The 17,433-nt window shown below is 67.5% G+C and carries 20 protein-coding genes and 1 tRNA gene; 14 read left to right on the top strand and 7 right to left on the bottom strand.

From position 1 onward, the window contains the following. Positions 1 to 8: 8 nt before the first annotated feature. Both trxA and IEV99_RS22930 read right to left on the bottom strand, forming a co-directional pair. Positions 9 to 917 (bottom strand): thioredoxin, encoded by a 909-nt coding sequence (gene trxA / locus IEV99_RS22935; protein ID WP_188520158.1) that lies wholly within the window; start codon positions 915 to 917, stop codon positions 9 to 11. A 97-nt stretch (positions 918 to 1,014) separates the two neighbouring features. Next, a complete protein-coding gene (locus IEV99_RS22930) occupies positions 1,015 to 1,533 on the bottom strand; it encodes a prolyl-tRNA synthetase associated domain-containing protein (protein ID WP_188520157.1) in 519 nt (172 codons plus the stop codon). A gap of 167 nt (positions 1,534 to 1,700) precedes the next feature. Between IEV99_RS22930 and IEV99_RS22925 the strand changes: the two genes are divergently transcribed. Beyond that, a tRNA-Gly gene (locus tag IEV99_RS22925) sits at positions 1,701 to 1,775 on the top strand. 93 nt (positions 1,776 to 1,868) lie between these two features. On the opposite strand, the gene IEV99_RS22920 is transcribed toward IEV99_RS22925, so the two are convergent. Beyond that, positions 1,869 to 2,606, bottom strand: coding sequence for a cyclic nucleotide-binding domain-containing protein (locus tag IEV99_RS22920; protein WP_188520156.1), 738 nt, complete (start codon positions 2,604 to 2,606; stop codon positions 1,869 to 1,871). Positions 2,607 to 3,334: 728 nt separating this feature from the next. Between IEV99_RS22920 and IEV99_RS22915 the strand changes: the two genes are divergently transcribed. Further along, positions 3,335 to 4,603 (top strand): SAM-dependent methyltransferase, encoded by a 1,269-nt coding sequence (locus IEV99_RS22915; protein ID WP_188520155.1) that lies wholly within the window; start codon positions 3,335 to 3,337, stop codon positions 4,601 to 4,603. 16 nt (positions 4,604 to 4,619) lie between these two features. Here the strand turns inward: IEV99_RS22915 and IEV99_RS22910 are convergent, their stop codons facing one another. Continuing rightward, the gene (locus IEV99_RS22910; protein WP_188520154.1) at positions 4,620 to 5,780 is read right to left on the bottom strand and encodes a trans-sulfuration enzyme family protein; all 1,161 of its coding nucleotides are present in this window, start codon (positions 5,778 to 5,780) and stop codon (positions 4,620 to 4,622) included. 130 nt (positions 5,781 to 5,910) lie between these two features. Between IEV99_RS22910 and IEV99_RS22905 the strand changes: the two genes are divergently transcribed. Next, positions 5,911 to 6,432: a TspO/MBR family protein gene (locus tag IEV99_RS22905; protein ID WP_244644027.1), complete on the top strand. Its 522-nt coding sequence runs from the start codon at positions 5,911 to 5,913 to the stop codon at positions 6,430 to 6,432. On the opposite strand, the gene IEV99_RS22900 is transcribed toward IEV99_RS22905, so the two are convergent. The 3 genes from IEV99_RS22900 to IEV99_RS22890 are packed head-to-tail and all read right to left on the bottom strand — an operon-like array spanning position 6,372 to position 8,212. Next, the gene (locus tag IEV99_RS22900) at positions 6,372 to 6,794 is read right to left on the bottom strand and encodes a response regulator (protein WP_188520153.1); all 423 of its coding nucleotides are present in this window, start codon (positions 6,792 to 6,794) and stop codon (positions 6,372 to 6,374) included. The two genes, IEV99_RS22905 and IEV99_RS22900, sit on opposite strands and share 61 nt — an antisense overlap. 51 nt (positions 6,795 to 6,845) lie before the next feature. Next, a complete protein-coding gene (gene hpt / locus IEV99_RS22895; RefSeq protein ID WP_188520152.1) occupies positions 6,846 to 7,394 on the bottom strand; it encodes a hypoxanthine phosphoribosyltransferase in 549 nt (182 codons plus the stop codon). Positions 7,395 to 7,453: 59 nt separating this feature from the next. After that, positions 7,454 to 8,212: a zinc-ribbon domain-containing protein gene (locus IEV99_RS22890; RefSeq protein WP_188520151.1), complete on the bottom strand. Its 759-nt coding sequence runs from the start codon at positions 8,210 to 8,212 to the stop codon at positions 7,454 to 7,456. A 137-nt stretch (positions 8,213 to 8,349) separates the two neighbouring features. Between IEV99_RS22890 and ftsE the strand changes: the two genes are divergently transcribed. From ftsE to rplS, 11 genes are all read left to right on the top strand, one after another. After that, positions 8,350 to 9,012, top strand: a complete 663-nt coding sequence (ftsE, locus tag IEV99_RS22885) for a cell division ATP-binding protein FtsE (protein WP_280514689.1) — start codon at positions 8,350 to 8,352, stop codon at positions 9,010 to 9,012. Positions 9,013 to 9,019: 7 nt separating this feature from the next. Beyond that, positions 9,020 to 9,997 (top strand): cell division protein FtsX, encoded by a 978-nt coding sequence (locus IEV99_RS22880; RefSeq protein WP_244644026.1) that lies wholly within the window; start codon positions 9,020 to 9,022, stop codon positions 9,995 to 9,997. A 101-nt stretch (positions 9,998 to 10,098) separates the two neighbouring features. Then, positions 10,099 to 10,746 carry a YdcF family protein gene (locus tag IEV99_RS22875; RefSeq protein ID WP_188520149.1) on the top strand — a complete coding sequence of 216 codons (648 nt, stop codon included), beginning with the start codon at positions 10,099 to 10,101 and terminating at the stop codon, positions 10,744 to 10,746. Positions 10,747 to 10,835: 89 nt separating this feature from the next. Beyond that, positions 10,836 to 11,597, top strand: coding sequence for a lysophospholipid acyltransferase family protein (locus IEV99_RS22870; protein ID WP_188520148.1), 762 nt, complete (start codon positions 10,836 to 10,838; stop codon positions 11,595 to 11,597). Positions 11,598 to 11,852: 255 nt separating this feature from the next. Beyond that, positions 11,853 to 13,424: a signal recognition particle protein gene (gene ffh / locus IEV99_RS22865; RefSeq protein ID WP_188520147.1), complete on the top strand. Its 1,572-nt coding sequence runs from the start codon at positions 11,853 to 11,855 to the stop codon at positions 13,422 to 13,424. Between the two features lie 84 nt (positions 13,425 to 13,508). Further along, positions 13,509 to 13,847 carry a 30S ribosomal protein S16 gene (gene rpsP, locus IEV99_RS22860; protein ID WP_188520146.1) on the top strand — a complete coding sequence of 113 codons (339 nt, stop codon included), beginning with the start codon at positions 13,509 to 13,511 and terminating at the stop codon, positions 13,845 to 13,847. 155 nt (positions 13,848 to 14,002) lie between these two features. Then, entirely contained in the window at positions 14,003 to 14,545 is a 543-nt protein-coding gene (rimM, locus tag IEV99_RS22855) for a ribosome maturation factor RimM (RefSeq protein WP_244644025.1), read from the top strand. Next, positions 14,542 to 15,273: a carbonic anhydrase gene (locus tag IEV99_RS22850; RefSeq protein ID WP_188520145.1), complete on the top strand. Its 732-nt coding sequence runs from the start codon at positions 14,542 to 14,544 to the stop codon at positions 15,271 to 15,273. Before rimM ends, IEV99_RS22850 begins: the two co-directional genes overlap by 4 nt. Before the next feature lie 4 nt (positions 15,274 to 15,277). After that, on the top strand, positions 15,278 to 16,225 hold the full coding sequence (locus tag IEV99_RS22845) for a threonine/serine dehydratase (protein WP_188520144.1): 948 nt from the start codon (positions 15,278 to 15,280) through the stop codon (positions 16,223 to 16,225). A 1-nt stretch (position 16,226) separates the two neighbouring features. Further along, positions 16,227 to 16,907 (top strand): tRNA (guanosine(37)-N1)-methyltransferase TrmD, encoded by a 681-nt coding sequence (gene trmD / locus IEV99_RS22840; RefSeq protein ID WP_188520143.1) that lies wholly within the window; start codon positions 16,227 to 16,229, stop codon positions 16,905 to 16,907. Positions 16,908 to 17,027: 120 nt separating this feature from the next. After that, positions 17,028 to 17,420: a 50S ribosomal protein L19 gene (gene rplS, locus IEV99_RS22835; RefSeq protein WP_188520142.1), complete on the top strand. Its 393-nt coding sequence runs from the start codon at positions 17,028 to 17,030 to the stop codon at positions 17,418 to 17,420. Positions 17,421 to 17,433: the final 13 nt, after the last annotated feature.

Raw genomic sequence — 17,433 nt, 5'->3', positions numbered from 1 at the left:
CCCGCGCTCTATCGGAACAGAAGCGCCGACAGCTTGCGGCGCCCCGCGATCGTCATGGGGTCCATGGGACCCCACGCCTCGAAATACTGGAGCAGCTGCTTGCGTGCGCCGTCGTCGTTCCACGTACGGTCGCGCTTGATGATCTCGACCAGCTGGTCCGTCGCGCCCTCACGGTCGCCCTTGGCCCCAAGCGCCAGAGCGAGATCGAAGCGGGCCTGATAATCCGCCGGGTCCGCGTCGATCCGGGCGTAGAAGCCGGCGGCGTCGCCCAGCGACGCCGTTTTTTCGGCGAGGTCGAGCGCCGCCTTGGCGCCCGCGAGAGCGGCGTCGTTCTCCTTGCCGGGCGGGGCCATGGCGAGGATCGACTTGGCGCCCTCCAGATCGCCGGCCTCGACATGGATCTTGGCCAGCGCTCCCAGCGCCGCGAGATTGTCGGGCTCCTGGTCGATCACCGCGCCATAGAGCTCGGCGGCGCCGGCCGCGTCGCCGCCCGCCAGCAGGGCTTCGGCTTCGGCGATCAGCTCCGCGGTCGCGCCGGGGCCAAGGGGGCCAACGAGGCGCTCGATGAACTGCTTCACCTGGCTCTCGGGCAGCGCGCCCATGAAGCCGTCCACCGGCTGCCCGCGCTGAAATGCGATCACGGCCGGGATCGACTGGATGCCGAGCTGCCCGGGGATCTGCGGGTGCTCGTCGATGTTCATCTTGACGAGCTTGACCTTACCGCCGGCCGCCTTGACGGCCTTCTCGATCACGGGCGTGAGCTGCTTGCAGGGCCCGCACCACGGCGCCCAGAAGTCGACCAGCACGGGCCGCTGCATCGATTCGGCGAGCACGTCCTGGCGGAAGCCCTGGGTCGTGGTGTCCGAGACGAGGGTGTCTGCCCCGGCGGGGGCGGCGCTCGTGGCTTCAAAGGCCATCTTCGATCTCCTGGCCGGGAGCGCCCGGCATTCGCATGAGCGTAACATGGGCCTCGCAGGTGGGCTCGGCAACGTCGGCCGCCCGCCTGAGGCGCATTTAGGTGACGGCGTCCTGGCGCGCCTCGCCGATCGCCGCCGCGAGCGGCTCGTGTCCGGTGGCGCGCAGGAAGCGGAGCAGGTCCTCGCGCGACACGCCGGTCGTCATCGTGTTCACCAGCGGATGCACGTTGATGCGCTCGTGCTCAAGCAGGCGGCTGTCCAGCACCACCGTGACCCGCCCAGCGGTGTCGTTGATGGCCGCGAAGGGCGTCACGGAGCCGGGCGTCACGCCGAGAGTGTCGACAAGCAGATCCGCCGACCCGAACGACACGCGGCCGGTTCCGCCGATCAGTTCGTGCAGCTTCTTCAGGTCGATGACGGTGTCCTCCAACGCCGAAACAAGAAAGAGGCGGCTCTTCTTGTCCTTCACGAAAAGGTTCTTCACATGCGCGCCGGGCAGTTCGCCGCGCAGCCGCTTGGATTCCTCGACGGTGAAGACGGCGGGGTGCTCCACGGTCTCGTGAGGGATGCCGAGCGAGGCGAAAAAAGCAAAGAGTTCCTCGGGCGTGGCGGGCATCGTCGATCCTTGGTGACGGCGGGCTCGGGTGGTTCATACGTGAGCGCTTCCAAGCCTCGCAAGCCCGGCGGCTGACGGGGCGCCAAGAAAAGATCGCGCGCCCTGTTGCATCGTCCGCCGAGTTGCGGCATATACCGCCCGCCGGCGGCCGAAGCGCTCCGGAGGATGCGGGTGTAGCTCAGGGGTAGAGCACAACCTTGCCAAGGTTGGGGTCGAGGGTTCGAATCCCTTCGCCCGCTCCAAAGTCTCTTCCACCCCGAAGAGGCGCAGCGACGAAAAAAGGCCGCCGAAAGGCGGCTTTTTTCGTATTGGGCATCTCGTCTTGGAGGGCAAAGTCAGTCTGACGCCGGTGCGGCCATGCGCTCGGCGTCGGATCGGGCCTTACGGCGATCGATCAGCGGATTGGGTCCGGCGAAATCGGTCAGCTTGGCGAAGTCCGCCACCGAAACCTCCCTGCGCCGCACGCCGACGCCGTAAGGTTCCAGGGCGACAAAGCTGCGCCACAGGTTCTCGGGGGTGGTGCCCAGATACAGCGCCAAGGCCTGCTTGCTCATGGGCAGCCGGGTCCATTCGCCCTGCGCTTCCGCCGGGACGGTGGTGAGGATCCAGTTGGCGAGACGCTCCGCCATGGTGCGGAGCTTCTGGTTTTTCAGCTCCGCGAGCACTTCGCACTCGCTCTCGGCGACGTCCCGGGCGAGGTTCTGGGCGAAGCGCAGGTCAGTCTGGAACACGGCCCGCAGGTTCTGGGCCGGCAACAGCACGAAACGCGAATTGGCCAGGGTGCGGGCCGAGTAGGAATTCGGCTGCAGGGTGATGGCGGCAGAAAGGATGAACGTCGCGCCGGCTTCGATGAAGCCGAGGCCCGACTCGCGCCCGCGATGCACCGAGAAGCGCTCGATCTGGCCCTCCAGCAGCACATACACGAACGGTGACACCTCACCCTCGTCAAAAAGCGAGACGTTGGCGGGATAACGCTGAACGAACGAGCCCTGTGTGAGAGCCCTCAGCGTATCGTCCGTCACGCCTCGAAAGAGGGGTGCGTCTTTGATCAACTCGATGACAGCGCTCGCCACGACGAACCATATTGAATTAAGACAATAGCCCACAATACATATGTGGTGTTGGCAAAGTAGACGCCAATCTCAGGCCGGTCAACCGAAATCACCACAACATCAATTCGCACTCGAAAACATCTTCGCGGGTCAGCATAAATGCAAGCGAATGCTCAGAATACCCGGGAATAGTCGAAGCATAGCGTGAGTTTGCGAACGATGAACCTTCGCGTGAGTTCGGCGACTGTAGGCTAAACTCGCGACAACCGTTCAGTGCATTGCGGTGGATTCATCGTCCGTTACTAGAAAGCCGACCTGGTCGCCGACGTATCTTAGTGCCTTCCGCATGGCTGACATGCAGGATGCACAAGCTTCTTCACATTTTTCGCTTTGGCGGCCGCTGATGGCGTCAGCGAGGCGGGACTGTTCACGACAATGCTCGAGCGCAGCATTCTGTAAGTCCGTGGTCGTCAACCGCTTCATCAACGCAAATCCGCCTCGGGCGGCGCGAACGCGCCGTTTTGGCTGCGAGAGCAAGCCAAGTCACGCGCCTAACTAACAGACGCAATCTCCCCACCCAATCGGTATAATGTCCTACATCGTCGAATTTAATGAACGAGAGCTGGGCGATGCAGCCCCGCAACGTACATGACCAATCCCCAATGCAACTCCAAGCACCGGACCTGCGTTCCCGCCAAGTTCATGCTGGCGCGGTTTTGGCGGCGCCGCACGCGGGAACGGAGTTGGCCATGCACCTCCTCGGGCTCATCGGGCGGCATCTGATCAAGCGGGGCGCTTTGCGGATCGCCCTTCCGGACAACACCATCGAGAGCTTTGGCGGCGGCGCGCCAAGCGTCACGATGCGGATCCATGATACGGCGACGATGTACCGGCTGCTCGCCAATCCGCAGTTGGCCCTTGGCGAGGGCTACATGGATGGACGGATCACGGTCGAGAACGGGACGATCTACGATCTTCTCGACGTCATCCTCGCCAACGCCGAATGGGCAATCCCGGGCGGCCCGCTCGCGCTGCTGAACGACCGCCTGCGCGTTCTGGCGCGGCGCGCAATCCAGTTCAATCCCGCGCCCCGGTCGCGCGCCAACGTGGCGCATCATTACGATCTTTCGGACCGTCTCTACGAACTGTTTCTGGATGACGATCGCCAGTACTCATGCGCTTATTTCCTGTCGCCCACCGACACACTCGAGCAGGCGCAGGCTCAGAAGAAGCGGCACATCGCGGCCAAACTGCTGCTCTCGGCCGGCCAGAAGGTGCTGGACGTTGGGTCGGGCTGGGGCGGTCTGGGCCTTTACCTTTCGACGCTGGACCGGATCGACGTGACCGGGCTGACGCTCTCGGAGGAGCAGCACAGGGTGTCCAACGCGCGGGCGCGGGACGCCGGCGCGGCCGACCGTGTGCGGTTCGAGCTCCGCGACTACCGCGCCGAACAGGGCCGTTTCGACAGGATCGTTTCAGTCGGCATGTTCGAGCATGTCGGCCTGAACCACTACGACGCCTATTTCAGCAAGATCGCCTCGCTGCTCGCGGATGACGGCGTCGCCCTGGTGCACACCATCGGGCGCGCCGACGGGCCGGGCGCCACCAACGCGTTCATTCAGAAGTACATTTTTCCGGGCGGCTACTCGCCGGCGCTGCAGGAATTCCTGCCCTCGATCCAGCGCGCCGGGCTCTATGTGACCGACGTCGAGGTTCTGCGCCTCCATTACGCCGAGACGCTGAAGCACTGGCGCGAGCGCTTCAATCGCAACAAAGACGAGATCCGCGCCCTGTACGACGAGCGGTTCTGCCGCATGTGGGAGTTCTACCTCGCCGGCAGCGAGGCCACCTTCCGGTATGGCGGACATGTCGTATTCCAGGTCCAGCTCGCCAAGCGGGTCGACGTGGTGCCGCTGACGCGCGACTACATTGGGGCGTTCGAGGCTGCGCATCCGCTGCCGGACGTGGTGGCGCCGGTGAAGAGCATCGCCCCGATCAGCAGGCAGGCGGCCGAGTAGCCGCCCGCCGCCCCCTTTAGCCATGCGCCCGGCGCAGGGCCTGGTCGAGATCCGCAAAAAGATCCTCGACATCCTCGATGCCGGCGGACAGCCGCAGCAGGTCGGGCGGGCAGGGCGATCCCGCGCCTTCAATGGAGGCGCGATGCTCGATCAGGCTCTCCACTCCACCCAGGGAGGTCGCCCGCTTCCAAAGGCCCACCCCGGCAGCGGTCGCGACCGCGCTCGCTTCACCGCCTCGCACGCGGATCGACAGCATGCCGCCGAAACCACCCTGCATCTGCCGGGCCGCGATGTCGTGTCCCGGATGCGTCTTCAGGCCAGGATAGAGCACGGCCGACACGTGGGCGTGGTTGGAGAAGCGCTGCGCGAGGTCGGCCGCGTTGGCGGCTGCGGCGCGCACGCGCAGGTCGAGCGTGCGCATGCCGCGGATCAGCAGAAACGCCTCGAACGGCCCCAGGATGGCGCCCAGATTACGCCGGTTGGCGACGATGCGCGCCCAGAGCGCGTCCTGCTTGGCTGTCGCGAGCGCGCCCGCGATCACGTCCGAATGGCCATTCAGCGACTTGGTGGCGGCGTGCATGACGATGTCGGCGCCCAGCGTCAGCGGACGCGTGAACACCGGCGTCGCGACGGTGGAGTCGACCGCCACCTTGGCGCCGGCCGCATGCGCGATTTTCGCGATTGCGGCGATGTCGCTGATCGACCAGAGCGGGTTGGAGGGTGTTTCCAGCCAGACGAGCTTGGTGCGGTTCGGCTGCACGGCGTTGCGCACCGCGTCGACGTCGCTGGTGTCGACGAAATCGATCACCAGTCCCCAGTGCTTGGCGTCGGTGAGGAGCCAGTTGCGAAGCGCCCAGTACATCACGGTCGGGGCCACCACATGGTCGCCAGGCGCAAGCGCGAGAAACACCGCCGTGGCGGCCGACATGCCGGACGAAAACACCAGGGCGGCGTCGGCCTCCTCCCACATCGCGATCACGCCCTCGGCTTCGCGCACCGTGGCATTGTCCGGGCGGCCATAGACATAGCCGGTGGAGTACTGGTTGTCTGGATCACGCAGATAGGTGGTGGCGACATGGATCGGCGAAACCACCGCATTTGTCACCGGGTCCGTATGCCCCATCGCCTGGGCGGAAAGAGTGCGCTTCGACCAGCGGGGGCTTTTGTTGCTCGACATGGGGCGTCCTTACAAGAAGGCGCGAACTCAACCAGAGAGGGCGGCCGGCCACAAGCCCCGCAACCCAGCGGTTCGGCGTCGGCCCCTTGCTTTCCGTCGCGATCACGCAACCTTGTTGGTGGAGGATGCAATGACCAGTGATGTGCAGTCGCGCGGGGCGGAGAACCGGTCCCGCAAGCCGATGAACGCCGGACTCGCGGCGCTATTGGCGATCGGCCTCGTCGCGCTTGCGGGCGGGGTCGGCAACTTGGCGACAATGCCCAACATCCCGACATGGTATGCGGGGCTGAACAAGCCGTCGTTCAATCCGCCCAACTGGATCTTCGGCCCGGTCTGGGGGTTGCTCTATCTCACCATCGCGTATGCGTTCTGGCGCATCCTGCGTCTCGACGCCGGGACGCCCGGTCGAACCCGGGCCATCGCGGTCTGGCTGATCCAGATGGCCCTGAATGCATTCTGGTCGGTGGCGTTTTTCGGCATGCACAATCCGAAGCTCGGCCTCGTGGTCGTGATCGCGCTCGAAATCGCTATCCTGGCCACCATCGTGCTGTTTCGGCGACTGGACCCGCCTGCCGGCTGGATCCTGGTTCCTTATGCGTGCTGGGTCGTCTTCGCGTCGGCGCTGAACGCATCCATCGTGCTGCTGAACTGACTGTCGAGCGTTTCGCGCACCACGTCGCGCAGATGCGCCAGCGAGAACGGCTTCGGCAGCACCTCCTTGATCAGCGCCTCGAGGTTGCGCGCCCGCTCGCGCTGGTCGGCGTAGCCGGTCATCAGCAGGATCGGCATGTCGGGGCGCGCTTTCGCGGCCGCCAGCGCCAGCGCGATGCCGTCCATCATGGGCATGCGGATGTCGGTCAGGAGCAGGTCGTAGGCCGCCCCCTCGAGCAGAAGCATGTCAAGCGCCTCGGCCCCATCCGCGGCGGCGTCCACGAGGTGGCCATCGAGCTGGAGGCCGCGGGCAATGAAGCCCCGCAAGGGCTCCTCGTCATCGGCGATGAGGATGCGCGCCATCGATCCTTCCTTCTTGCTTCCTGGTGCGTGCGCCGGGCTGTCGCCGGCCGGTCAGGTCTGGACGGCGTCGTCGCGCTCGACGACGCCAATAAACGGGAGTTCGCGAAACGAATGGGCGACATCCATCCCGTAGCCGACCACGAAGAGGTCGGGGCAGCTGAAGCCGACGAAATCGGGATTGATCGACACGGCTCGCTTGCCGGGCTTCTCGAGAAGGCAGCAGGTCATCACGCGAGCGCCGCGGGCGGCGAGCAGATCCTTGGCGAACGCGAGCGTGCGGCCTGATTCGAGGATGTCGTCCACCAGCACCACGTCCCGGTCCTTCACCTCGCTCTCGACGTCGCGCAGGATCGAGACCTGACCAGACGACACGGTCGCGGCCCGGTAGCTCGACAGGTGCATGAACTCCACCTGCGGTGTCAGGCCGACGCGATGCAGCGCCCGCATGAGGTCGGCGGCGAACATGAAGCTGCCTTTCAGGATCGCGATGACGAGCAGGTCCTTGGGCTGGCGCGCCGCGATGTCGCGGGCGATCTCCTCGTTCCGGACCGCGATGGCCGCCTCGTCAAACAATACGCGGACCCGCCGGTTCTCGAACATCGTCTCTCATCCTGTCTGGAGGGGCGCTCAGCCAAGGCGGCTCGCGCGGGGCGCCCCCGTCAATGCGTCGGCGCTTGCGGAGCAGTTTCGGCGAAACGCACGACGACGTCACGTCCCTCACCGGGCGGGGACGCCAGGCGCGCCCGGAAGGTCGTGCTCTCGCCCTTGGCTAGGGCGGCGCGCCCGACTTCGGACGTCCAGGCGTAAATCTCGCGTCCCTCCGGGCCACGCAAGCTCACGGTCACCTTGGGAATTTCGGTCGTCTGGGCGGCGACGCCCGTGATCTCGCCCTCCACGAGCAGGACGGCCTTGTCCTTGTCGACCAGCAACTCGGACCGGAGGGCGGAAAATTCAAGCCCGCGCAGATTCACGGGCAGCCCGACCGCCGCGTAGAGGCCGGCCGTCTGGGGCAGGATTTTCACGATCTTGGCGCGCAGCCCCAACCCGGCGGCCAGCACGACGACCAGCATGGCGGCGGCGGCCAGACCTGCCGAGACCTTGAACGGCTTGCGGGGCTTCTTCGCCGCCCGATGCTTCGGCTTTCCGGACGGTTTCAGGGATTTCGTGGCCTGCTGCTCCGCCGGGATCAGGGGCTCGACCATCTCGGCGTGGGCCGCGTCCGCCTCGACCGCCGCATCGCGGGCGCGATCGGTATCGGCCGCTTTGGTCATCACGGCGTCGACGGGCTCGTCGAGCGAATCGGCAGGGGTCGCGTGCCAGGTATGCCGGCACTTGGCGCAACGCAGGCTCCGCCCTGCCCCGAGTTGTTCGGGGGTCAGCGAATAGGAGCTTGCGCAGGACGGACAAACGATCAGCATCGCGAATCAGGCACAGTGGTTGCGGAGGGCTTCTCCTGCCTCGCCGTTCATTGGTCGTCCTGCAGCCTTAATGAATGGTAAAGACCGCCTGGGCGGCTCCTTTCGCCGGCCAGTCATCCACAGGGGCGTGTGCAAGCGTGGTCCGCTTCGAGAATGTCGGTTTGCGGTACGGGATGGGCTCGGAGGTGTTGCGCGACATCACCTTCTCGATCGAGCCGCAGTCGTTTCAGTTCCTCACCGGGCCGTCTGGCGCCGGCAAGACGACCCTGCTGCGGCTGATCCTGCTGGCGCTGCGTCCCACCCGGGGCTTGATCCATCTGTTCGGGCAGGACGTGAACACGCTCGACAAGGACATGCTGACGGGCCTGCGCCGGCGCATGGGAGTGGTGTTCCAGGATTTCCGCCTTCTGGATCACCTCACCACCTACGAGAACGTCGCGCTGCCGTTGCGCGTGCAGGGTCGCGACGAGGCGAGCTATCGCGGTGAGGTGGTCGAGCTGCTGCGCTGGGTGGGCCTGGGCGAGCGCATGCACGTGTTGCCGCCGGTGCTCTCGGGCGGCGAGAAGCAGCGCGCCGCCATCGCGCGCGCCCTGATCGTGCGGCCGGACCTGCTGCTGGCCGACGAACCGACCGGCAACGTCGATCCTTCCCTGGCGCGGCGCCTCCTGCGGCTCTTCGTCGAGCTCAACAAGACGGGCACCGCGATCGTGATCGCGACCCACGATCTCGCCCTCATGGACCAGTTCGACCAGGCGCGCCGCCTGGTGCTGGGCGACGGACGGCTGCACATCTATGACTGATGTCGACATGAAGGACCCTTCCCCGCACGCGCCGCCGGGCCTGGAGTGGGAGCCTGAGGCCGCCGGCGAGAAGCGTGAGCGGCCGCTCGGGCGCAACCAGCCGCTGGTGCCGGCCGCCTCCATCGCGGGCCGGGCGCTCGTGACCGTGATCGCCATCATGACGTTCCTGGCCGGGTTGACGGCCGGCGCGGCGCAGCTCCTGTCGGACGCTTCGGCGGACTGGCGCAGCCAGGTGTCGCGCGAAGTCACCATCCAGGTGCGGCCCGGGCCTGGCCGGGCCATCGAGGACGAGGTCGCGAAGGCGGCCGCAGCCGCTCGCGCCGCTCCCGGCGTCGCGGAGGTGCGGATCTACTCCAAGCAGGAGTCGGAGCGGCTGCTGGAGCCGTGGCTCGGGGTCGGGTTGAACTTCGACGAGCTGCCGGTGCCGCGCCTCGTCGTGCTGAAAATCGCCCCGGATGCGCGCGTCGATTTCGCCACGCTGCGGCAAACGCTCGCCAACGACGTGAAGGGCGCGAGCCTCGACGACCACCGGGTCTGGATGGAGCGCCTCGCCACCATGGCGAACACCTTCGTGCTGCTCGGGCTTGGCATCCTCGCGCTGGTGCTGTCGGCGACCGGGCTCGCGGTGGCGTTCGCGACGCGCGGCGCCATGGACGGCAATCGCGGGATCGTGGAGGTGCTGCACTTCGTCGGCGCGAGCGATTCCTATATCGCGGTGGAATTCCAGCGCCACTTCCTGCGGCTCGGCCTGCGGGGCGGCCTGATCGGCGGCGCCGCCGCGCTGGGGTTCTACCTGGCGGCTGGGTGGACGGCGGCCGCCTGGACGGCGACTCCCGAGGGCACGCAACTCGAAGCGCTGTTCGGCCGTTTCGCCCTGGGATGGCGCGGTTTCCTCGCCGTGGTGGCGATCGCCCTACTGGTGGCGGTGGTGACCGCGGTGGTGTCGCGCCTCACGGTGAGGCGGACGCTCCAGGAGCTCTCCTGACCGCATGGCCGGCCCGCCGGATAGGCGGGTTCATTATCGTTAACCTTCTGTGATCATGAATACGAAATCATGACGCGGATGGGCGACCAAACTGGATCAAGATGCTGAGGCTCGCGCGAAACCTGACCGTGACGGCGTGCCTGCTGGCGGCCGTCGGGCTCGCGGCGGGGTTCTTCCTGTTCGTCCAGAGTCTTGCCCGCACGGAGCCGCCGCCCACCGCCAAGGTCGAGGGCATCGTGGCGCTCACGGGCGGGGCGGAGCGCATCGCGGACGCGATGGAGCTCCTCTCTCGCGGCAAGGGCGAGCGGCTGCTGATCACGGGCGTGAACGCCAGGACGACGCGCGACAGCGTCGGCAAGCAGCGCCCTGACCTCAAATCTTTCTTCGATTGCTGCGTCGATCTCGACTATCAGGCGCTGAACACCATCGGCAACGCCGAGCAGACCCGCAACTGGGCCCGCCAGCACGGCTTCCGCCGCCTTCTCGTGGTGACGTCCACCTACCACATGCCGCGCACGCTGGCCGAACTCTCTCACGCGATGCCGGAAGGCGAGTTTCTGCCGCATCCGGTGGTGGCGGACAAACTCGATCTGGACGGCTGGTGGCGCGAGCCGGGCATCGTGCGACTGCTGGCGGTCGAATACGTGAAGTTCGTCGCCGCGATGGCGCGCATCGGGCTGGGCGTGCCCGACAGTGCCATGGCGTCTTCTCCGCCGCGCCGGGAAGCCACGCTGGCGGCGCGACGCTAGAACGCTTTCGTGCTCGGCGCGCCGTTTCCCTCGGGGTGAAAAACCACTAAGCAGGACGGCCGTCCCTGACGGATCGTCCGGACCCCGCCATGACGCTTCGCTCCCTTGCCCTCAACGTCGTGCTCTACATCAGCCTGGTGGCCTATATGCTGCTGGCGCTGCCGACGTTCTTTCTGCCTCGGCGGGCCTTGATGGCCTATATCCGCAGCTGGGGACGCTATTTCGTCTGGATCTGCCGCGTCATCGGCGGCATCGGCCTCGAGGTTCGCGGCCGCGAGAACATCCCGCCCGGCCCGCTGCTGGTCGCCTCCAAGCACCAGTCGATCTGGGAAACCTTCGCGCTCATCGGCCTGTTCGACGACCCATGCTTTATTCTTAAGCGCGAGCTCACCTGGATCCCGCTGTTTGGCCAATACGCCCTGAAGTCGCGCATGTTGCCGGTGGATCGCCGTGGCGGCCCGGCCGTGCTGCGGCAGCTCAACGACAAGGCCCGCGACGAGATCCGGCACGACAAGGGCCGGCAGATCCTCCTGTTTCCGGAGGGGACCCGCCGGGCCGCGGGGGCGCCGCCGAACTATCGGCACGGCATCTCGCACATCTATGAGAGGCTGGGCGTGCCCTGCCTGCCGATCGCGCTGAATTCCGGCCTGTTCTGGCCGCGGCGCAGCCTCCAGCACCGGCAGGGCACCATTCTGGTGGAGATCCTGCCGCCGCTGCCGCCCGACATGCCGCGCGAGGAATTCGCCGCCGTCCTGCAGGCGCGCATCGAGGAGGCTTCCGACCGGCTCCTCGCGGAGGGGCTGGCCGAACTCGGCGCCAACGCGCCCATTCTTCCGGCCCGCGCCGGCTGAGCCGGGTTCGGCGGCGGCCGTTTTATTGACTCCGCGCGTCGTTTCGCCTATTGCCCGCCGATCAACGACGGTTTTCGTCTTGAGCCGCCGCCTGGGCCCGGAGCCCGGAGGTCACCGTCCGACAGCGCGATGCGCCCTCGGGCGCGCTTGGCTTTGTGGGTTATCCATCGCCCGCCGCCGGTTTCAGGACGTGAGGTCGCCGCATTCATGCGCTTGATCGGCCCCTAGGTGGATCACGCAATCAGGTGGTGTTTGATGTTCGAAGGGCTGTCCGACAAGCTCTCTGGCATTCTCGACAAGTTGACGCGCCGTGGCGCGTTGACGGAGGAGGACGTCAACGCCGCCTTGCGCGAGGTGCGTCGCGCCCTGATCGAGGCCGACGTCGCGCTCGAAGTCGTACGCTCGTTTACCGACAAGGTGCGCGCCCGCGCGGTGGGCGCGGAGGTCGTGAAGTCGGTCACGCCCGGCCAGATGGTCGTCAAGATCGTCCATGACACGCTGGTCGACACGCTGGGCTCCGAGGCCGATCCGATCAACCTCGAGGCCGTGCCGCCTGTCGCGATCCTGATGGTGGGCCTGCAGGGCTCGGGCAAAACGACCTCGACGGCCAAGATCGCCAAGCGCCTGACCGACCGCGAGCGCAAGAAGGTGCTGCTCGCCTCGCTGGACACCCGCCGCCCGGCCGCCATGGAGCAGCTCGCGGTGTTGGGCAAGCAGGTCGGCGTCGAGGTGCTGCCGATCGTGGCCGGACAGTCGGCCGTGCAGATCGCCCGGCGGGCGATGGAGTCAGCCCGGCTCGGCGGCTTCGACGTGGTGATGCTCGACACCGCCGGCCGCACCACCCTGGACGAGGCCCTGATGGCCGAGGTCGCGGAGGTGAAGGCGCTCACCAACCCGCATGAAGTGCTGCTGGTCGCGGACGCGCTCACGGGTCAGGACGCGGTGAACACCGCCCGCGCCTTTGACGGGCGCCTCGGCGTCACCGGCATTGTGCTGACGCGCGTGGATGGCGACGGCCGCGGCGGCGCGGCGCTCTCCATGCGGGCCGTCACCGGCAAGCCGATCAAGCTCGTCGGCGTCGGCGAGAAGATGGACGCGCTGGACGAGTTCCACCCGGCGCGCATCGCCAACCGCATCCTCGGCATGGGCGACATCGTCTCGCTGGTCGAGAAGGCGGCGCAGACGATCGATCAGGAGAAGGCGCTTCGCATCGCCGACAAGATGCGCAAGGGCAAGTTCGACCTAGACGACATGCGCGAGCAGCTCAGCCAGGTCGAGAAGCTCGGCGGCATGGGCGGCCTCGTGGGCATGATCCCGGGCATCGCCAAGATGAAGGACCAGATCGCCAGCGCCAACATGGACGGCAAGGTGATCGGCCGGCAGATCGCGATCATCAACTCGATGACGCCGGGTGAGCGCCGCAACCCGGACGTCCTGAAGGCGTCGCGCAAGAAGCGCATCGCGGCCGGCTCGGGCGCGAAGGTGGAGGAGGTCAACCGCCTCCTGAAGCAGCATCGCCAGATGGCCGACATGATGAAGATGATGGGCCAGGGCGGAAAGCGCGGGCCCATGGCGGGCCTCGCCAACATGTTCGGGATGGGCGGCGGCATGCCGCAGGTCACGCCCGAGATGCTGGCGCAACTCAAGGACAAGCTCCCGCCCGGAAGCATGCCGCCCGGCATGGGTGGCGGCCTGCCGTCCGCGCCTCCTGCGGGGCTGACCGGCGGTCCCAAGGGTCCGGGCCTGCCCGGGCTCGGCGGCGGAAAGATTCCCGGGCTTCCGGGCTTGGGCGGCGGGTTCAACCCCTTCGGGGGGAAGAAGAAGTGAGTTCGGCGCGCGGCAGCCAACATCCCGTCGGCAGTCTGCGCTCCCCTTTCATCCACACCAGACGGGACAACTGAGGAAAAAACGATGTCTCTCAAGATCCGGCTCGCCCGCGGCGGCGCCAAGAAGCGTCCCCACTACTCCATCGTCGTCGCCGACAGCCGCTACCCGCGCGACGGCCGCTTCATCGAGAAGCTCGGCACCTTCGACCCGATGAAGCCGAAGGATTCGGCCGAGCGCGTGAAGTTCGACGCCGAGAAGGCCAAGGACTGGCTGACCAAGGGCGCGCAGCCCACGGACCGCGTCGCCCGCTTCCTGGACGCCGCCGGCCTCCTGAAGCGCGAAGCCCGCAACAACCCCGAGAAGTCCAAGCCGAAGAAGAAGGCCCAGGAGCGCGCCGCCGCGGCCGCTGCGGCGGCGGAGTAAGGCTCACGCGTTCTCCCTCTCCCCAGCATGGGGAGAGGGCCGGGGTGAGGGTGGCCGGGCAGCGCTCCAGTTTGACCGCTCCCCTCATGCCACCCCGCTTCGCTCGGCCGCCTTCTCCCTGTCCCGGGGCGAAGAACAGAACCCGGAGTACCAGCGTGACCCGCGATCTCATTCTCCTGGGCGTGCTTGGAGCCCCGCACGGCGTGCGCGGCGAGATGCGGTTGAAGTCCTATACGGAAGACCCGCTCGCGATCGCCGACTACAAGCCGCTTACCGACGAGGCGGGCGCGCGTGCATTCAAAATCCTGTCCGCCCGGCTCGTGAAAGACGACATGCTGGTGGTGCGCCTGGAAGGCGTCGCCGACCGCGACAAGGCTGCGGTCCTCACCAACACACGCCTCTATGCGCCGCGCGACCTGCTGCCGCCCGTTGAGGACGAGGACGAATTCTACCAGGCCGACCTGATCGGCCTGCGGGTCGAGGCCAGGAACGGCGAAGCGATCGGCACCGTTCTGGCCGTGCTGGACTTCGGAGCCGGCGACATCCTGGAAATCGAGCCCGCTTCCGGCGGACGGCCGATCATGCTTCCTTTCACCAAGGCGGTTGTCCCTCACGTGGACATCGCCGGAGGACGGCTGATCGCCGAGCCGCCGCTCGAGACATCAGGCGAGGAAGAACCCCCCGAGGAGGCCGTATGACCGACGACAAGCGCGCCGACGATCTGCCTGCTGACGATCTGAACGTGTTTCCGCCGCAGCTGCTGGAGGGCTACCGCGCTTTTTGCGAGAACCGCCTGCCGCGCGAGCGCGAGCGCTTCGAGGAACTCGCCGCCGCGGGGCAGAAGCCCCGGGTGCTGCTGATCGGCTGCTGCGACTCGCGGGTGTCGCCCGAGGTGATCTTCGACGCCCGGCCGGGCGAGATCTTCGTTGTCCGCAACGTCGCCAACCTGGTGCCCCCCTATGAGCCCGGGGACGAGCACAACCACGGCACTTCGGCGGCGCTGGAATTCGCCGTGATGGGCCTGCGCGTAGAGCACATCGTCGTGATGGGCCATGCCTTGTGCGGCGGCGTCCGCGCGTTTGCGGAGAGCGAGGCCGATCCCTATGCGCGCCCGCTTTCACCGGGCGATTTCATCGGCCGCTGGATCAAGCTGATCGCGCCGGCTTACGAGGCCGTCGGCCCCGGCTCGCCGGCGGACGAGAGCTATGTCGAAAAGCTCGGCATGGCGTCGGTGGAAAACAGCATCGCCAACCTGCTCACCTTCCCGTGCATCCGCACGCTGGTGGAAAAAAAGCGAATCGCCCTCCACGGCGCCTATTTCGGCGTGACCACCGGGCGGCTGCTGATTCGCGACCCGCAGACGCGCCGGTTCGAGCCGGTCGGCCCCGGCCCGGAAGGCCGCTTCTCGCTGATGCATTGCGGCTGAAGCCATGGACCTGCCGGTCACTCCCGAGACCATCAAGGCCGCTCACGCGCGGATCGCCCCGCATGTTCGGCGGACGCCCCTCATGGCGGCCGATCCCTTCGCGGGCGCGCACGTCACGTTCAAGCTCGAGCTGTTGCAACACGCAGGTTCGTTCAAGACGCGCGGCGCCTTTAACACCCTGCTGGGCGGCGTGGTGCCTCCCGCGGGCGTCACGGCGGCGTCCGGCGGCAACCACGGCATCGCGACCGCGCTGGCGGCCCGGCGGCTCGGCTACGAGGCGCGCATCTTCGTGCCCGAGATCTCGTCTCCAGTGAAGATCGCCGCCATCCGGGCGCAGGGCGCCGAGGTGGTGGTGGGCGGCGCGCGCTATGCGGACGCGCAGGAGGCCTGCGACCGCTTCGCGGCCGAGAGCGGCGCCCTGAAGATCCACCCCTACGACGCGGTCGGGACCCTGGAGGGCCAGGGCACGGTGGCGTTGGAGTGGGAAGAGGATCAGGCCCGGCTCGGCCTCGCGCCAATCGAGACCGTGCTGGTTGCTGTCGGCGGCGGTGGGCTGGCGGCCGGCATGGCGGGATTCTGGGGCGGCCGCGTCAAGGTCGTGGCCGTGGAGCCGGAGGGCTCACGGTGTCTCCATGCGGCGCTGGAGGCCGGCGAGCCCGTGGACGTGCCGGTGGAATCGGTGGCGGCGGATTCGCTGGGCGCCCGGCGCGTCGGCGCGCTGCCTTTCGCGATCGCGCGTGCGGCGATCGACCATGTCGCGCTCGTGCAGGACTCGGCGATCCGGGACGCGCAGAAGCGCCTGTGGGCGGATTACCGCATCGCGTCCGAGCCGGGCGGCGCAGCCGCGCTCGCAGCCCTGCTCAGCGGCGCCTACCAGCCGCGGCCGGGCGAACGCGTCGGCGTGCTTCTGTGCGGCGGCAACGTCGATCCGGCCACCCTGGCGACGCTTTGAAATGGCTTGGTCCGCGACCGTTCTGACGCTGTTCCCGGACATGTTTCCCGGGCCGCTCGGGCTGTCGCTCGCGGGCGACGCCCTGAAGCGCGGGGCGTGGTCGCTCGACGCCTACGATATCCGCACCCACGGCCTCGGCCGGCACCGCGCGGTGGATGATACGCCGGCGGGCGGCGGGGCCGGCATGGTGATCCGCGCCGACGTGCTGGCGGCCGCCATCGACGCGGTAGCGCCCGAGGGTGACGCGCGGCCGCGCCTGTTGATGAGCCCACGCGGGCGACCGCTCAATCAGTCCCGCGTGCGCGAGCTCGCGGCGGGACCTGGCGCCATCATCGTGTGCGGGCGCTTCGAGGGCGTGGACGAGCGCGTGATCGAGGGCCGCCGGCTGGAGGAAGTTTCGATCGGCGACTACGTCCTGTCGGGCGGCGAGATCGCGGCCCTCGTGACCATGGACGCTTGTGTCCGCCTGCTGCCCGGCGTCATGGGCAAGGACGCGTCCGGCGAGGACGAGAGCTTCGAGGGCGGGCTGCTCGAATATCCGCACTACACGCGGCCGCGCGAGTGGGAAGGCCGCTCCATTCCGGACGTGCTGCTGTCGGGCGACCATGGCCGCGTCGCCAAATGGCGCCGCGCCGAGTCCGAGCGGATCACGCGCGAGCGGCGGCCGGACCTGCTGCGCTAGCGGCAGACGGCTCGACAAAGCTCGCCCGCTCGTGTATGGACCCGCGTCCAACTGAAAACAGCGGCGCCGAACGCTTGGCCACGGATCAACCGAAGGCCTCTTCCGGCAGGAGTAAGACACATGGATATCATCCAGCAGATCGAGAAGGAGCAGGCTGACCGCCTCGCTTCCGTCCGCGCCATCCCGGACTTCCGTCCCGGCGACACCGTGCAGGTGAACGTCAAGGTCGTCGAAGGCGAGCGCAGCCGCGTGCAGGCCTATGAGGGCGTGTGCATCGCCCGCAACGGCGGCGGCATCCAGGAGAGCTTCACGGTTCGCAAGATCAGCTACGGCGAGGGCGTGGAGCGCGTGTTCCCGGTTTACTCGCCGCTGATCGAGTCCATCAAGGTGGTCCGCACCGGCAAGGTGCGCCGCGCCAAGCTGTATTACCTGCGCGATCGTCGCGGCAAGTCGGCCCGTATCGCCGAGCGCAAGGACGCGCCGAAGAACAAGGCCCCGAAGGCCGCCGTCTAAGACGCTACGTCGG

It is taken from the genome of Alsobacter metallidurans (assembly GCF_014636935.1).
Taxonomy (GTDB): Bacteria; Pseudomonadota; Alphaproteobacteria; order Rhizobiales; family Beijerinckiaceae; genus Alsobacter; species Alsobacter metallidurans.
Note: the sequence above shows the minus strand (reverse complement) of the source record. Positions and strands in the feature narration are given on the sequence as shown.

What these genes read in the sequence shown, in the direction of transcription:
- IEV99_RS22880 (WP_244644026.1), top strand. Translation starts at nt 9,020, where the DNA reads ATGAAGGACCCTTCCCCGCACGCGCCGCCGGGCCTGGAGTGGGAGCCT.
- rpsP (WP_188520146.1), top strand. Translation starts at nt 13,509, where the DNA reads ATGTCTCTCAAGATCCGGCTCGCCCGCGGCGGCGCCAAGAAGCGTCCC.
- ffh (WP_188520147.1), top strand. Translation starts at nt 11,853, where the DNA reads ATGTTCGAAGGGCTGTCCGACAAGCTCTCTGGCATTCTCGACAAGTTG.
- IEV99_RS22850 (WP_188520145.1), top strand. Translation starts at nt 14,542, where the DNA reads ATGACCGACGACAAGCGCGCCGACGATCTGCCTGCTGACGATCTGAAC.
- rplS (WP_188520142.1), top strand. Translation starts at nt 17,028, where the DNA reads ATGGATATCATCCAGCAGATCGAGAAGGAGCAGGCTGACCGCCTCGCT.
- IEV99_RS22915 (WP_188520155.1), top strand. Translation starts at nt 3,335, where the DNA reads ATGCACCTCCTCGGGCTCATCGGGCGGCATCTGATCAAGCGGGGCGCT.
- IEV99_RS22845 (WP_188520144.1), top strand. Translation starts at nt 15,278, where the DNA reads ATGGACCTGCCGGTCACTCCCGAGACCATCAAGGCCGCTCACGCGCGG.
- trxA (WP_188520158.1), bottom strand. Translation starts at nt 917, where the DNA reads ATGGCCTTTGAAGCCACGAGCGCCGCCCCCGCCGGGGCAGACACCCTC.
- IEV99_RS22930 (WP_188520157.1), bottom strand. Translation starts at nt 1,533, where the DNA reads ATGCCCGCCACGCCCGAGGAACTCTTTGCTTTTTTCGCCTCGCTCGGC.
- IEV99_RS22910 (WP_188520154.1), bottom strand. Translation starts at nt 5,780, where the DNA reads ATGTCGAGCAACAAAAGCCCCCGCTGGTCGAAGCGCACTCTTTCCGCC.
- IEV99_RS22875 (WP_188520149.1), top strand. Translation starts at nt 10,099, where the DNA reads ATGCTGAGGCTCGCGCGAAACCTGACCGTGACGGCGTGCCTGCTGGCG.
- IEV99_RS22870 (WP_188520148.1), top strand. Translation starts at nt 10,836, where the DNA reads ATGACGCTTCGCTCCCTTGCCCTCAACGTCGTGCTCTACATCAGCCTG.
- IEV99_RS22890 (WP_188520151.1), bottom strand. Translation starts at nt 8,212, where the DNA reads ATGCTGATCGTTTGTCCGTCCTGCGCAAGCTCCTATTCGCTGACCCCC.
- IEV99_RS22900 (WP_188520153.1), bottom strand. Translation starts at nt 6,794, where the DNA reads ATGGCGCGCATCCTCATCGCCGATGACGAGGAGCCCTTGCGGGGCTTC.
- hpt (WP_188520152.1), bottom strand. Translation starts at nt 7,394, where the DNA reads ATGTTCGAGAACCGGCGGGTCCGCGTATTGTTTGACGAGGCGGCCATC.
- trmD (WP_188520143.1), top strand. Translation starts at nt 16,227, where the DNA reads ATGGCTTGGTCCGCGACCGTTCTGACGCTGTTCCCGGACATGTTTCCC.
- IEV99_RS22905 (WP_244644027.1), top strand. Translation starts at nt 5,911, where the DNA reads ATGACCAGTGATGTGCAGTCGCGCGGGGCGGAGAACCGGTCCCGCAAG.